Origin of the sequence: Collimonas arenae (genome assembly GCF_000786695.1) — a bacterium.
GTDB lineage: Bacteria > Pseudomonadota > Gammaproteobacteria > Burkholderiales > Burkholderiaceae_D > Collimonas > Collimonas arenae_A.
This window is the reverse complement of the sequence record NZ_CP009962.1, coordinates 732,080-746,887: the sequence shown is the minus strand read 5'-3', so window position 1 is coordinate 746,887 and position 14,808 is coordinate 732,080. Positions and strand designations below refer to the sequence as shown.

The 14,808-nt window shown below is 58.5% G+C and carries 12 protein-coding genes; 10 read left to right on the top strand and 2 right to left on the bottom strand.

Annotated elements, in window-relative coordinates:
• Positions 1-309: 309 nt before the first annotated feature.
• The gene (locus LT85_RS03305; RefSeq protein ID WP_038485233.1) at positions 310-2,613 is read left to right on the top strand and encodes an FdhF/YdeP family oxidoreductase; all 2,304 of its coding nucleotides are present in this window, start codon (positions 310-312) and stop codon (positions 2,611-2,613) included.
• 17 nt (positions 2,614-2,630) lie between these two features.
• On the top strand, positions 2,631-2,927 hold the full coding sequence (locus LT85_RS03300; RefSeq protein ID WP_216595041.1) for a transcriptional regulator: 297 nt from the start codon (positions 2,631-2,633) through the stop codon (positions 2,925-2,927).
• A gap of 21 nt (positions 2,928-2,948) precedes the next feature.
• On the opposite strand, the gene LT85_RS03295 is transcribed toward LT85_RS03300, so the two are convergent.
• Positions 2,949-4,394, bottom strand: a complete 1,446-nt coding sequence (locus LT85_RS03295) for a PLP-dependent aminotransferase family protein (protein WP_038485230.1) — start codon at positions 4,392-4,394, stop codon at positions 2,949-2,951.
• A gap of 180 nt (positions 4,395-4,574) precedes the next feature.
• On the opposite strand from LT85_RS03295, the gene LT85_RS03290 reads away from it, so the two are divergent.
• From LT85_RS03290 to LT85_RS03280, 3 genes are all read left to right on the top strand, one after another.
• Positions 4,575-4,844 carry a MoaD/ThiS family protein gene (locus tag LT85_RS03290; protein ID WP_038494930.1) on the top strand — a complete coding sequence of 90 codons (270 nt, stop codon included), beginning with the start codon at positions 4,575-4,577 and terminating at the stop codon, positions 4,842-4,844.
• Between the two features lie 2 nt (positions 4,845-4,846).
• Positions 4,847-5,935, top strand: a complete 1,089-nt coding sequence (locus tag LT85_RS03285; protein WP_038485227.1) for a WD40/YVTN/BNR-like repeat-containing protein — start codon at positions 4,847-4,849, stop codon at positions 5,933-5,935.
• A gap of 224 nt (positions 5,936-6,159) precedes the next feature.
• Positions 6,160-7,437, top strand: a complete 1,278-nt coding sequence (locus LT85_RS03280; protein WP_038485224.1) for a dicarboxylate/amino acid:cation symporter — start codon at positions 6,160-6,162, stop codon at positions 7,435-7,437.
• 17 nt (positions 7,438-7,454) lie between these two features.
• On the opposite strand, the gene LT85_RS03275 is transcribed toward LT85_RS03280, so the two are convergent.
• Positions 7,455-7,958 (bottom strand): cupin domain-containing protein, encoded by a 504-nt coding sequence (locus LT85_RS03275; RefSeq protein ID WP_038485220.1) that lies wholly within the window; start codon positions 7,956-7,958, stop codon positions 7,455-7,457.
• Positions 7,959-8,271: 313 nt separating this feature from the next.
• Between LT85_RS03275 and LT85_RS03270 the strand changes: the two genes are divergently transcribed.
• From LT85_RS03270 to gsiC, 5 genes are all read left to right on the top strand, one after another.
• A complete protein-coding gene (locus LT85_RS03270; protein WP_038485217.1) occupies positions 8,272-9,237 on the top strand; it encodes a MurR/RpiR family transcriptional regulator in 966 nt (321 codons plus the stop codon).
• 1 nt (position 9,238) lies between these two features.
• Positions 9,239-10,231: an isoaspartyl peptidase/L-asparaginase family protein gene (locus LT85_RS03265; RefSeq protein WP_038485214.1), complete on the top strand. Its 993-nt coding sequence runs from the start codon at positions 9,239-9,241 to the stop codon at positions 10,229-10,231.
• Between the two features lie 31 nt (positions 10,232-10,262).
• Entirely contained in the window at positions 10,263-12,119 is a 1,857-nt protein-coding gene (locus LT85_RS03260) for a dipeptide ABC transporter ATP-binding protein (protein ID WP_038494927.1), read from the top strand.
• A 129-nt stretch (positions 12,120-12,248) separates the two neighbouring features.
• On the top strand, positions 12,249-13,802 hold the full coding sequence (gene gsiB, locus LT85_RS03255; RefSeq protein WP_038485211.1) for a glutathione ABC transporter substrate-binding protein GsiB: 1,554 nt from the start codon (positions 12,249-12,251) through the stop codon (positions 13,800-13,802).
• An 85-nt stretch (positions 13,803-13,887) separates the two neighbouring features.
• Positions 13,888-14,808, top strand: coding sequence for a glutathione ABC transporter permease GsiC (gene gsiC / locus LT85_RS03250; RefSeq protein ID WP_038485208.1), 921 nt, complete (start codon positions 13,888-13,890; stop codon positions 14,806-14,808).

The following is a 14,808-nucleotide window of genomic DNA, read 5'->3' as shown; positions in this document are numbered from 1 at the left end:
CTTGAAGAAATATCCAGGCTATTTAGCCACGCTCCGGCGCTGCCAGTTTTTCAGGCAATCGAATAGCCGCAATTCCTGAATGTGATATTCACAAATCCCGGCTAGTAACACTGCTCACTGAGCAGGTTTTTCCTCTAAACAAACAAAAAAGCACAGTTATAATTAAATATGTAACTGTGCTTTAAATCTACCGCGCTGACTGTACATACAGCGATAAACGCGCGCCCACTACACTCCACCTGACCCTGCGCATTGTGCGCAAACAACGTTTCGCGTGGCGGACGCCTGCGCCCGGAACAAGGACCAAAATTGAGCACCGAAAAGATTGAGCAATACAACCAGCCGGCCGGCGGCTGGGGCGCCCTGAAATATGTGGCGCTACACCTGTTGAAGGAAAAAGTGCCGGGCGGCGGCATTCGCACCCTGCTGGCGCAAAACCAGCCGGACGGTTTCGATTGTCCCGGCTGCGCCTGGCCGGACCGCGACCACGCATCGACCTTCGAATTCTGCGAAAACGGCGTCAAGGCGGTGGCGGCGGAAGCCACCTCCAAACGCGTCACGGCAGATTTTTTTGCGCAAAACAGCGTCGCTTCGCTCCTGTCGCAATCGGACTACGAACTGGAAGAACACGGCCGCCTGACCGAACCGATGGTGTATCACGCCGCCAGCGACAAGTACCAGCCGATCTCGTGGCCGGACGCGTTCACTCTGATGGCGGATCATCTCAACGCGCTGGAAGATCCCAACCAGGCCTCGTTCTATACCTCGGGCCGCACCAGCAACGAGGCTGCGTTCCTGTATCAATTGTTCGTGCGCGAGTACGGCACCAACAATTTCCCCGACTGCTCCAACATGTGCCACGAACCGACCAGCGTCGGCCTGCCGGAGACCGTGGGCGTCGGCAAAGGCACGGTGACGCTGGACGATTTCGACCTGGCCGATACCTTCCTGATCTTCGGCCAGAATCCGGCCACCAATCATCCGCGCATGATGGGCGAACTGCGCGAATGCGCCAAGCGCGGCGCGACCATCGTCTCCATCAACCCGCTGCGCGAGCGCGGCCTGGAACGTTTCTCCAGCCCGCAGCATCCGTCAGACATGCTATCGCGCTCCGGCACCGCCATCAGCAACATGTTTATTCGCCCTACCTTGTGCGGCGACCTGGCCCTGGTCAAGGGCGTCATCAAACGCGTGCTTGAACTCGACGATCAGGCACTGCAAGACAAGAGCGAGCGCGTGATCGACGTGCAGTTCATCGCTGAACACACCGCTTACTTTGACGAATTCGCAGCTGACATACGCGCCGAAAGCTGGGACGACATCGTCACCGAATCCGGCGTCGAGCGCGACGATATCGAGAAGTTGACGCAACTCTATGTGCGCGGCAAGAACGTCATCGCCACCTGGGGCATGGGCCTGACCCAACACAAGCATGGCGTCGACACCATCCAGATGGTCTCCAACCTGATGCTCTTGCGCGGTAATATCGGCCGCCCAGGCGCGGGCTTGTGTCCGGTGCGAGGCCATTCGAATGTACAGGGCGACCGTACCGTCGGCATTGATGAAAAGCCGACAGCTGCTTTTCTCGACCGTATCGAAAAAGTCTACGGATTCAAGCCGCCGCGCGAACACGGCCTGGATGTGGTCGGCACGATTGAAGCGATGCTGCAAGGCCAGGTCAAGGTCTTCATCGGGCTCGGAGGCAATTTCGCCATGGCTACGCCGGACACGCCGCGTACCTGGGAAGCGCTGCAATCTTGTGCGCTGACCGTGCACATCACCACCAAGTTGAACCGCAGCCATCTGATCCACGGCAAGGATGCATTGATCTTACCGACCATGGGCCGCACCGAAATCGATATGCAGGAAACCGGCGCGCAAGGCGTGACGGTCGAAGATTCGATGAGCATGGTGCACATCTCTTACGGCATCAACAAGCCTGTGGCCAAGACCTGTTTGTCGGAGATCGACATCGTTGCGCGACTGGCCCACGCCACGCTCAAGGAGAGCCGTATCCAGTGGATGGAGTACGTCAAGAACTATGCCCTGATCCGCGACGACATTGAAAAAGTGTACGACGCCTTCAAGGATTACAACGCCCGCATCGCCAAGCCTGGCGGTTTCCATCTGGGTGTCGCTTCCCGTGAACGGGTCTGGAAAACCGCCAGCGGCCGGGCTCAGTTCAAGACCATCGCCATCCCCAGGGACACGCCGATTCACCGGGCGCGCCGCAAGCATGGTCCGGAACTGATGATCCTGATGACCACCCGCTCGCACGACCAGTACAACACCACCATCTACGGTCTCGACGACCGTTATCGCGGCGTCTTCGGCCAGCGCCGGGTGGTGTTCGCCAATCCGCTGGATATCGCCATGCTGGGGTTCAAGGCAGGCGACTGGATCGACCTGATCGGCGTCTGGGAAGATGGCATAGAGCGCCGTGCCGACCGCTTTCTGCTGGTTGAATACGACATTCCACGCGGCTGCATCAGCAGCTACTATCCGGAAACCAATCCGCTGGTACCGCTCAACAGCTTCGCCGACAAGGCGCGCACGCCGACCTCCAAGTCGATCCCTGTGCTGCTGCGCCGTTCAATGCAAATGGCAGCGTGATATGGCGGTTTGATTCGATGATGATCCTGGAAAATGAAATCGACGACGCAGTGCTGGTCATATTGTCCGCACTGCATGCCGATTCCGTCGATGAAGATAATCATCGCGGCGAACCCGGCCTGTCGCTGGCCAAGCTGAGCAAACGCACAGAGCTGCGCATGAGCACCTTGCTGCGCCATCTGACCGCGCTGGACGATGCCCGGATTGTCAGCGTGGTCAACAATGATGATGGCACCGGCCGCGCCGCCTTGACGCCCTATGGCATGGCGATTTTCGATGCCCTGGATGAAAGCCAGAGCGCTGACATGGCTTGAATGGTTTGACGTCGACGACGGTCAATCGAGCATGGCCGCCAGCATCTCCCCCAGCCGCCGCAATGCCTGCTCGATGTGCGGCGTCCAGCTGTAGCTGTAATTCAGGCGAATGAAGCTGCGATAGGCATCCGATGTCGAAAACAACCGGCCCGGGGCAATCGTAATCCCCTCCGCCAGCGCCTGCCGGTACAAGGCCATGGAGTCGATCGCCGGCGGCAATTCTATCCACAATACATAGCCGCCGCCGGGTCGCGTGATGCGCGTCCCGGCGGGGAAAAATCGCCCGACGAATGCGCTCATGATGTCGCAACGCTGCTGCAATGTGCGGCGCACCCGGCGCAAGTGGCGGTCGTAGCCGCCTGCCATGAGGTAAGCCGCAATCGCCCGTTGCGGCAAGGTCGAGGTGCTGAGCGTATTGAGAAATTTCAGCTTCTCGACTTGCGCCCGATAACGTCCCGGCAAAGTCCAGCCGATACGGTAGGCCGAAGTCAGGCTCTTGGAAAACGAAGAACAGTACAGCACCATGCCGCGCTTGTCGTAGGCCTTCAGCACGCTCGGATGCGCTGTGCCAAAGTAGAGTTCGTTGCAGACGCCGTTTTCGATGATCGGCATGTTGTAGCGCGCACCCAGCTCGACCAGTTGGCGCTTGCTGTCCTCCGGCATTTCAAAACCCAGCGGATTCTGGAAATTCGGCATCACCATGCAGGCTGCCACCGGCTGCGACTGCATGATGGTACTTAGTGCTGCGACATCCATTCCCAGCCGTGGGTCGGTCGGCACTTCGATGGCGCGCATGCCAAGCCGCTCGATCGCATGCAGCATCGCGTAAAAAGTCGGCGATTCCACCGCGATGGTGTCGCCGGCCTTGGCCACCGCCTGCAGACACAGGTTGATGGCTTCGGTCGCACCTACCGTAACCACCACATCATCCGGACTAACCACCAGTCCGGTTTCCAGGTGACGCCGGACAATCTGCCGGATCAGGTCCGGATGCCCGGGTGGCAAATCATCCAGCACTCCCAGCGGGCCGCCGCTACGCAGGATGGCGCCGTTGTACTGGCTGATACGGCGCGCAGGAAACAGCGACGGATCGGGATAAGGCGAGCCCAGCGGAATCGCGTCATACTGATGTATCGATTTCAGTGTCGCCAGTACATGGCGGCTGACGTCGACTTCGGCCGACACCGGCAGCGGCATGGATCGGCCGGGCTCGGCCGGCGAAACCGGCAAGGCCGTCGCGGCAAACTGCGCCCGCACAAAGTAACCCGACTGCGGATGGCTTTCGACCAGTCCGCTGCTCTCCAGCAGTTCATAAGCGCGCACCACCGTCGTGATGCTCAGGCCGTGTTGCTGGCTAGCCTGCCGTACCGAACTGAGGCGGTCGCCGGGACGCAGCACGCCGTTCTGCACCGAAGTCTTGATCTGTTCGGCGAAACGTTGGTAAAGGGACTGGCGCGCTGTTTTCAATGCGGACGATGACGAAGATCAGGTTGTCGGTCATTATAGTGAAAATCCGGCAATGCCTTTGTTGATAAGCAGGAGTTATCACACAGGCATGGCAAAAATCCCGGATCCATCTATAGTGATTTAACGGCAACATGGCCGCACCCCCGGGGCCGGACAGCCATGACGACTTTTGGCGATATGATGGCGACCCTGATTTTCACTCCGCAACTGGCGCGCTTTACCGCCGCGCCGGAAATCCATACCGACGCCCTCACCTTGCGCGCCGGCCTGGAAACCGCGTTCGCGGCCAACCCGCGACTGCGTGCCTATCTGCTCGACGAGCAAGGCTGCCTGCGGCCGAATGTCGCCATCTTCATCGACGGCCATACCGTGCGCGACCATGTGCGGCTGGACGCGCCGTTGACGGCGCATAGCAAGGTACATGTCCTGCAAGCTCTCTCTGGAGGTTAATCATGACTGAACGGGCCTGGATCGCAAGCCGTAAAGGATTATTTGAACTGCTGAAGCGCAACGAGCGCTGGACCATCGGCCCGGTAGCCTTTCTCGGCGAGCCGGTTTCCATGGTATTGGCGGATCCGCGCGATGGCGCGGTCTACGCCGCACTCAATCTCGGCCATTTCGGCGTCAAGCTGCATCGCAAGGATGCCGGGGCTGAGCACTGGGTTGAAATTACCGCGCCAGCCTATCCGCTCAAGCCTGAAAACTCCGCCGATCCGGTTGACTGGACCGTAAAATTCATCTGGTCGATGGCTTACGGCGGCACCGACGAACCCGGCGTCATCTGGGCCGGTACTTTACCGGGCGGCTTATTCCGCTCCACCGATCGCGGTGAATCATGGAGTCTTGTGCAATCCTTGTGGAACGCCCCTGAGCGCAGCGAATGGTTCGGCGGCGGCTATGATGTCCCCGGCATACACAGCATCTGCGTCGATCCGCGCGACAGCCGCCATGTGCTGGTCGGTATCTCTTGCGGCGGTGCCTGGGTCACGCATGATGGCGGCAGCAGCTGGGCCTTGAGCGCCAAGGGCATGCACGCCAGCTACATGCCGCCGGAGCGCGGCGACGAGCAGAACGTGCAAGATCCGCACCGTATCGTCGGCGCGACGGGGACGCCAGACCAGCTCTGGTGCCAGCACCACAACGGCATCTGGCGCTCTGGTAATTTCGGCGCCGACTGGCATGAAGTCAGCGCTGCGCCTTTGTCGAATTTCGGTTTCGCGGTTGCCGTCCATCCGACCGATGGCAATACCGCCTGGTTTGCACCGGCACTGGCCGACCAGACGCGGATTCCGACGGATGCTGCCCTGACCGTCAGCCGCACCACCGATGGCGGCAAAACTTTCACCGCCTTGCGCACCGGCCTGCCACAGCAAGATTGCTACGACCTTGTCTATCGCCACGGCTTAGCGGTAGCGGACGATGGCTGCACCCTGTTGATGGCGTCCACCACCGGCGGCGTCTGGTTGTCGGAAAATGCCGGGGACAGCTGGCGCACCATTTCCAGCAGCATGCCACCGGTTTATTCAGTATGCTTCGGCTAAAAAGTATTATTGTTTGTATAAAATAAATATCAATAAAACAAACAGATATATGAATAGAGCAAAAAAATATTGGACGTAAGCGCAGTCAGCGCCGATACTTCCCGGTCGTTCGGCGTATGTGCCGTTTCCAGGCATGCCGTAGCAAGCATTCTTATCTTTCGCGTTATTGCGTTATTGCGCTGTCATAACGCAACGCACCGTTTCAATCTTCCCCTGATTACTCTATGAATATTTTCTCTCTCTGGTTCCGCATTCCATTTTGGCAACGAGTGCTCGGCGGCTTCGTGCTCGGCGCACTGGCCGGCTGGCTAGTCGGCGCACCGGCCGAAACCTGGTTTGGACCGCTCGGCAAACTGTATGTCACGCTGATCAAGATGATCGCCGTGCCGCTGGTGTTCTTTGCCGTCACCAACAGCATCTCCAGCCTGCATGGCATGAAGAGCGTCGCGGCGCTGGGCGGCAAGACCTTCTTGTGGTTTGCCATCACGGCGGTGCTGGCGGTCGGCGTCGGCCTGTTGGTGGCTAACTTCACCAATCCCGGCCAGAACCTGGGCCAGCTGGTAGCCGCCGCCGATTACACCGTGCGCGAAGTACCCACCCCGATCCAGGTGTTGCTGGACGTGGTGCCGTCGAATCCGTTCAAGGCGCTTTCCGAAGGCAAGATCCTGCAAGTGATTTTCTTCGCCGCGCTGCTCGGCATGGCGCTCGTCAAGCTGGGCGACAAGGTCAAGCAAGTCCGTGAGCTGATGGGTGAAGCCAGCAGCGCCATGATCCAGATCACGCGCTTTGTACTGGAGATGACGCCGCTCGGCACCTTCGGCCTGATCGCCGCACTGGTCGGCTCCTACGGCTTCGAGCGCCTGCTGCCGCTGGGGAATTTCGTATTCACGCTGTACCTGGCTTGCGCGCTGCACATCGTGGTGGTGTACGGCGGGCTGCTGCTCACGCATCGCCTGAACCCGATCCGCTTTTTCCGCGGCGCATTTCCAGCCATGCAGGTAGCCTTCACCAGCTCATCCAGCTTTGCTTCGATGCCTATCGCCCTGCGCAGCGTGGTGCATAACCTTGGCGTGAAGCAGGAATACGCGGCGTTTGCAGTGCCGCTGGGCGCCAGCATCAAAATGGACGGATGTGGCGCAATCTATCCGGCGATTGCCTCGATTTTCGTCGCACAGTACTTCGGCCTGCATCTGGACATGTCGCAATACTTCGTCATCATGCTGGCGTCAGTGCTTGGCTCGTTTGGCACCGCCGGCGTTCCCGGCACGGCGATCGTGATGGTGACGCTGGTGTTGAGCTCGGCCGGTTTGCCACTGGAGGGCATCGGCTATCTGGTGGCGATCGACCGCATTCTCGACATGATGCGCACCATGACCAATGTCACCGGTCAGATGCTGGTGCCGGTGTTGGTGGCGAAGGAAGAAGGTTTGCTGGACCTGGAAATCTACAATGCGGCCAACAGCGATGTCGGCCTGGACCAGAACAGCAACGCCGCTGCCTGATCCGGCCAGGATTATTTTTAAGGCTCACCATCCCAGTAATCCAGATCGTTTTCAGCGCGCTGGATTACATCAAACACCCGCTCGCCACCGGCAGCTGCCATCGCCAGGAATTTACCTGAGTCAGGATATTCGCAGACCTCCGGCTGTTCCTTGGTGCTGATCGAGAGATACTTCAGCGGCTGGTCCGAGGTATTCACTATCTGGTGCGGATACTCCGGACCGGGAGGAATAAAAATAATGTCGCCGCTGACCAGCGGCAGCATTTCTCCCGCGACTCTTAGCGTGCCGCTGCCTTCAAGAATGATAAACATCTCCTCCTGCGCATAATGAAAATGATAAGGGCAGGAGATCTTGCCCGGGGCGACGATATCGATGCTTGCGCCCAGTTTTTGCGCTGCGGTATCCGTCGCCAGGCGCGCACTCAGCGCATCATATAAAGGCTCTCGCACATCGTGCTTGAGTGTTGCGGCATTGAAGTTGCGTATCAGACTGCGGCTCAAATTCTCTGCTTTTTCATTCATTCTTTTCTCCGCGATTTTTATTCGTTATGGCGGCGCCGGGAAGCTCGCCTTGTGTCTGCCCAGCAGAATACACTTAAGTACATCTTGCCGTCATTTTCAGACAAATCCGCTCGCACCAATGCGGACATTTTCTAGGTAAAAATGGTGCAGAGCCGCATTCCATCGCCATCTACGCAACATCCGCGCACCACTTCCGCACACAATTGATGGCACAAAATACACATCTCAAAAAAGAAAATAAATTTCCTTTACTTGCGATGAAAATGAAAATATATTTACAGAAATTAAAATAAATATTCACCGGGGACAGACAGTGCAACACGCCGCAGTCACAGCATGGCAACGCGAAAGTGCGGTTGCCGCACGCATAGGCAAAGCCTATCCGGAATTATCAAAAGCACACCGCAAGACGGCTGACTACGTCCTCGCGAATGTGTTTCGCGCCGCTACCATGACCATCGACGAACTGGCCGACGTGGTCGGCGTCTCGCTGGCGACCGCCAACCGTTTCGCCCACGCGCTGGACTTCGATGGCTATCCCGCATTCCGCGCCGCGCTGGTACTGGATTTCGCCTCTTCGCTAGCGCCGGTTGAAAAACTGCGCGACCAGGTGCAGCGCCCCGCCACCAGCGCTGAAATCATCGCTGCGGCGCTCAGCGTCGACATGCACAACCTGGAAGCCACCAAGCGCGCACTCGCGCCAGCGCAATGCGACCAGGCGGTCAGCATGATCCTGAATGCGGAGCGCATCTTTATCCTTGGCTTCGGCGCTAGCGCATTTTTGGCCGGCATCATGGCGCATGCGCTGGAACCGTTTTGCCGCACGGTTCAATCGGTGGCCGGTCCCGGCGGCCCCTCGCAAGCCAGCCGCCAGTTCTTCAAACTCGACCAGCGCGACCTCGTGATCGCCTTAGCTTTTCCTCGTTATGTCACCGATACCGTGACCCTGGCGACGCGCGCAAAAGAACGCGCCGCGCAAGTGCTGGCGTTTACCGACAGCCCCACCTCGCCGCTGGTGCCGCTGGCGGATGTCACCCTGTACGCACAGACCGAGCGTCAACTGTCGCCAACTTCCGATGCCGCCTCCCTTGCGTTGATCCAGGGGGTGTGCGATGCGGTCGCGCATCGCGCCAATCGGTCGGTGCATGCCGCATCAAAAATGACCGAAGCCGTATTGCCCTGGCTATACCACGCGGATGGCAGCGGGCAACCGAAGGCCAAGAACAAAGGCAAGAGCAGCAAAGCCGTCACCAACAAACCAGCAGTGAAAGTGAAATAACGTGTCCACATCAAACAACATCGCCACCATCGCCATCCACGGCGGCGCCGGCACCATCTTGCGCAGCGCCATGAATACCGAGCAAGAGCGCGCTTACCATGACGCCCTGACAGAGATTCTCAGCGCCGGCCAAAAAATCCTTGCGGACGGCGGCAGTGCGCTAGATGCGGTCTCCAAGGCCGTCAGCATGCTAGAGGATTGCCCCTTGTTCAACGCCGGTAAAGGCGCTGTATATACGCATGCCGGTACGCACGAACTGGATGCGGCGATCATGGATGGCGCCACGCTGGCTGCCGGTGCGATCGCCAATGTGGCGCATGTGCGCAATCCGATTCTGGCTGCGCGTACCGTGATGGAGCACAGCGAACATATTTTCCTGGTCGGCGCCGGCGCTGAAGATTTCGTCTCCCGGCATGGCGCTGAACTGGTAGAAGCAGATTATTTTCATACCGAAGCACGGCATGCGCAATGGCTGCGCGCGCGTGACCAGGAAGGCATGTTGCTGCTGGATCACGACGCCACCAGCCAGGCTGCCGGCAAGCTCCCTGCGGCTGAAATCGCCCCTATCGATCCGGATGACAAATTCGGTACGGTCGGCGCTGTCGCCGTTGACATGCACGGCAACCTGGCGGCCGCCACTTCGACCGGCGGCATCACCAACAAACGCGTCGGCCGCGTCGGTGACTCGCCGCTGATTGGCGCCGGCTGCTACGCCAACAACCGCACCGCGGCGATTTCCACCACCGGCACCGGCGAAGCCTTCATGCGTACAGTGGCTGCCTATGACATTTCAGCGCGCATGGAATATGCGGGCCTGTCTCTGCAAGACGCGGCGCAACAGGTCGTGATGGATCTGCTGCCACGCTACAAAGGCCGCGGCGGCCTGATCGCCATCGACGCCCAGGGCAATGTAGCGCTGCCCTTCAACACCGAAGGCATGTACCGCGGCTACGCCAGGGTTGGCGCTGCGCCGGTGACGGCGATTTACAAGTAGTACGCAAGCGACTGAAAGCGATTATATGAACATGCAAACTGGCCGCCGGGTGCTGACGGTAGAACAAATGAGCGTCGGCTTTACCACCTCGGAACGCAAGGTGGAAGCGGTGCGCAACCTGTCCTTCCATATCGATGCCGGAGAAACGCTGGCGATCGTCGGCGAATCCGGTTCCGGAAAATCGGTCTCGTCGCAAGCCATCATGCGCCTGATCGACTATGGCGGCGGCCGCATCTCGGGCGCCAGCATGAATTTCCAGCGGCGCGACGGCAGCACAGTCGACCTGGCCAACGCGGACCAGAACACCATGCGCCGCATCCGCGGTTCGGAAATCGCCATGATCTTCCAGGAGCCGATGACCTCGCTCAACCCGGTCTTCACGGTCGGCGAACAGATCGCTGAATCGATTCGCCTGCATCAGGGCAAGAGCGTGGCAGAGGCACGCGCCGAAGCTTTGCGCATGCTGGAAGTAGTCCGCATCCCGGAAGCGCGCCGTATTCTTGACCGCCATCCGCACCAGCTTTCCGGAGGTATGCGCCAGCGCGTGATGATCGCCATGGCGCTGTCCTGCAAGCCGTCTTTGCTGATCGCCGACGAACCGACTACCGCACTGGATGTGACGATACAGGCGCAGATCCTGCAACTGATCCGTGCGTTGCAAGACGAAATGCAGATGGCGGTGATCTTCATCACCCACGATATGGGTGTGGTGGCCGAAATCGCCGACCGCGTAGTGGTGATGTGCCGCGGCGAAAAGGTCGAGGAAAACACCGTCCATGCAATCTTTGAAACGCCGCAACACCCCTATACCCAGGCTTTGCTCGCTGCCGTACCGCGCCTTGGTGCGATGCATGGCACCGACATGCCGGAGCGGATTGCCATCGCCGGTGCAGCCGTCACGTCGGAAATGGCGGCCGAAGCGAAAATCATCCGCAGCATTCCGGGCAGCGATCCGCAGCAGCAACCGCTGCTGAAAGTACGCAAGCTGACTACCCGTTTCGACGTCAAAAGCGGCATCTTCAGCAGAGTCAAGCAACGGGTGCATGCGGTAGAACAAATCAGTTTCGACCTGTATCCCGGCGAGACGCTGGCGCTGGTCGGAGAATCCGGCTGCGGCAAGTCGACTACCGGCCGCTCCCTGCTACGCCTGGTTGACATCACCAGCGGCAGCGTCGAGTTCGGCGGCCGCGATCTGGCCACGCTGCCGCGCTCGGAATTGCGCTCGCTGCGGCGCGAGATCCAGTTCATTTTCCAGGATCCGTTTGCCTCGCTCGATCCGCGCCTGACGGTCGGCTATTCCATCATGGAACCGTTGCTGGTGCACGGCATGGCGGAAGGCGCGCAGGAAAAAGTCGCCTCCTTGCTGACCAGAGTCGGCCTGCTGCCAGAACACGCGCAGCGCTATCCGCACGAATTTTCCGGCGGCCAGCGCCAGCGGATTTGCATCGCCCGTGCGCTGGCGCTGAATCCGAAGATCGTCATCGCCGATGAATCGGTATCGGCGCTAGATGTGTCGATCCAGGCGCAAATCGTCAACCTGATGCTCGATCTGCAGCGTGAAATGGGAATCTCCTTCATCTTCATCTCGCATGACATGGCGGTGGTCGAACGCATCAGTCACCGGGTGGCAGTCATGTATCTGGGACAGATCGTCGAAATCGGCCCGCGCCGCGCGATCTTTGAAAATCCACAGCATCCCTACACGCGCAAGCTGATGGCGGCGGTGCCGGTGGCTGATCCCAACCAGCGCCATCGCCAGCGCGAGATGCAAACGGAAGAAATTCCAAGCCCGATTCGCGATGTCGGCGATTTGCCGATAGTCGAACCGCTCAAGCAGGTCGGGCCGGGACACTTTGTAGCAACTCATCGGATTTCCGCTTCTTTTTGATCGTACTTTTGTTTCAACCTTTGTTTTCATTAGATTTTGTATTGTTTACCCATCCACCAACCGGATGGTTCTAAAACCGTAGCGGGCCGCGCAGTAGGTTTTAGAGCCAACCTTTAGAAGGAGTAACACATGCGCACTACTCGACAATTCGGCAAGATACTAGCCAGTACCGCCGTTGTACTGACTACACAATTTGCAGCCAGTCACGCCTTTGCCGCCAAAGACGTCACGCTCGCGGTCGCCTCGACCTTTACCACACTCGATCCTTACGACAGCAACGACACTTTGTCGCAAGCAGCGATCAAGTCCTTCTACCAGGGCTTGTTCGGTTTCGATAAAGACTTGAAAGTGGTCAACGTACTGGCCGACGGCTATGAAGTCAGCAAAGACGGCCTGGTGTATACCATCCGCCTGCGCAAGGGCGTCAAATTCCAGGATGGTACCGATTTCAAGGCAGACGCAGTCAAGGTCAACCTGGAACGGGTGATCAATCCGGACAACAAACTGAAGCGCATCAACCTGTTCAACCGGATTTCCAAAGTCGATATCGTCAACGACTATGAAGTCAAGATTACGTTGAAAGAGCCATTCTCGCCGTTCATCAATACCCTGGCGCACTCTTCCGCCGCAATGATTTCGCCGGCGGCGCTCAAGCAATACGGCAACAAGGATATCGGCTTCCATCCGGTCGGCACCGGCCCGTTCAAGTTTGTGGAATGGAAGCAAACCGACTACATGAAGGTCGTCAAGTTCGATGGCTACTGGAAAAAGGGCTATCCGAAGGTCGACAGCATTACCTGGAAACCGGTAATCGACAACAACACCCGCAGCGCAGTGATGCAAACCGGCGAAGCGCAATTCGCCTTCCCGCTGCCTTACGAACAAGCCGAACTGCTGAAGAGCAAACCGAATCTGGATCTGATCACTTCGCCTTCAATCGTACAGCGCTACATCTCGATGAACACGCTACAAAAGCCGTTCGACAATCCGAAAGTACGGCAGGCGATCAACTACGCAATCAACAAGGATGCATTGATCAAGGTGGCCTTCTCCGGCTATGCCATGCCACAGGACGGCGTGTTGCCGCAAGGCGTCGATTACGCGCTGAAGACCGGCCCTTGGCCTTACGACCCGAAGAAAGCCAAGCAACTGCTGGCGGAAGCCGGCTATCCGAACGGCTTCGAAACCGAATTGTGGTCGGCCTACAACCACACCACGGCGCAAAAAATCATCCAGTTCGTGCAACAGCAACTGGCGCAGGTCGGCATCAAGGCCAAGGTCATGGCGCTGGAAGCCGGTACCCGCGTAGAGAAAGTCGAAAGCGCGCCGGTTCCTGCCAACGCGCCGGTACGCATGTACTACACCGGCTGGTCGTCCTCGACTGGAGAAGCTGACTGGGGCCTGCGTCCATTGCTGGCATCGGAATCGTTCCCACCGAAGTTGTTCAACACTGCTTATTACAAGAACGAGAAGGTCGATGCCGATATCGCCAAGGCCTTGACTACCACCGACCGCGCAGAAAAGACCGTGCTCTACAAAGATGCACAGTCGGAAATCTGGAAAGACGCGCCATGGGCTTTCCTGGTGACTGAAAAACTGTTGTACGCACGCAGCAAGAATCTGAAGGGCATGTATGTCATGCCAGACGGTTCGTTCAATTTTGATGAAATTGAATTGAAGTAAACACGTTTCAGGCATTACCCGCAGGTTGGGCCAACATGGCCCGGCCTGCATCCCGTTGCAATACAGCAGTCAACCAGAGCACGCCATGTTTCCTTACGTATTAAAACGCCTGATGGGCCTGATACCAACCTTGCTGATCGTCGCGGTGGTGGTATTTTTGTTTGTCCATTTGCTGCCGGGCGATCCGGCAAGACTGGTTGCCGGCCCTGAGGCCGACCAGCAAACCGTAGAGATGATTCGCAAGGATCTTGGCCTTGACAGGCCACTGCCGGAGCAATTCGTCAACTATTTCAGTAAAGCCCTGCGCGGCGATCTCGGCACCTCTCTGCGCAGCAAGCGCCCGGTCAGCACCGAAATCGCCGAACGCTTCTGGCCCACTTTCTGGCTCACCGTCACCAGCATGGTGTGGGCAGTGTTGTTCGGCCTGATCATCGGCATTGTTTCCGCCGTGTGGCGCAACCAATGGCCGGATCGTCTCGGCATGACGTTGGCAGTGTCGGGCATTTCCTTTCCTTCGTTCGCACTGGGGATGCTGCTGATGGAACTGTTCTCGGTCAAGCTCGGCTGGCTGCCGACAATCGGCGCCGACAGCTGGCGTCACTATATACTGCCGTCGCTGGCGCTGGGCGCTGCGGTGGCTGCGGTGATGGCGCGCTTCACCCGCTCCTCCTTCGTGGAAATCCTGCATGAAGATTTTGTCCGCACAGCGCGCGCCAAGGGCCTGTCGGAAACCGTCGTGGTGCTCAAGCATTGCCTGCGCAATTCGCTGATCCCGGTGGTGACCATGATGGGCCTGCAGTTCGGCTTCCTGCTGGGCGGTTCCATCCTGGTGGAAAAAGTATTCAACTGGCCCGGCATGGGACGGCTGCTGATCGACGCCGTCGAAATGCGCGATTACCCAATCATCCAGGCAGAGATCCTGTTGTTCTCGCTGGAATTCATTTTCATCAATCTGGTGGTTGACGTGTTGTACGCCGTCATCAACCCAAGCATCCGTTACAAGTGA

Excerpts from the sequence above, each read along its gene's own strand:
- LT85_RS03300 (WP_216595041.1), top strand. The coding sequence starts at position 2,631 with ATGATGATCCTGGAAAATGAAATCGACGACGCAGTGCTGGTCATATTG.
- LT85_RS03290 (WP_038494930.1), top strand. The coding sequence starts at position 4,575 with ATGGCGACCCTGATTTTCACTCCGCAACTGGCGCGCTTTACCGCCGCG.
- LT85_RS03275 (WP_038485220.1), bottom strand. The coding sequence starts at position 7,958 with ATGAATGAAAAAGCAGAGAATTTGAGCCGCAGTCTGATACGCAACTTC.
- LT85_RS03280 (WP_038485224.1), top strand. The coding sequence starts at position 6,160 with ATGAATATTTTCTCTCTCTGGTTCCGCATTCCATTTTGGCAACGAGTG.
- LT85_RS03285 (WP_038485227.1), top strand. The coding sequence starts at position 4,847 with ATGACTGAACGGGCCTGGATCGCAAGCCGTAAAGGATTATTTGAACTG.
- LT85_RS03260 (WP_038494927.1), top strand. The coding sequence starts at position 10,263 with ATGCAAACTGGCCGCCGGGTGCTGACGGTAGAACAAATGAGCGTCGGC.
- gsiC (WP_038485208.1), top strand. The coding sequence starts at position 13,888 with ATGTTTCCTTACGTATTAAAACGCCTGATGGGCCTGATACCAACCTTG.
- gsiB (WP_038485211.1), top strand. The coding sequence starts at position 12,249 with ATGCGCACTACTCGACAATTCGGCAAGATACTAGCCAGTACCGCCGTT.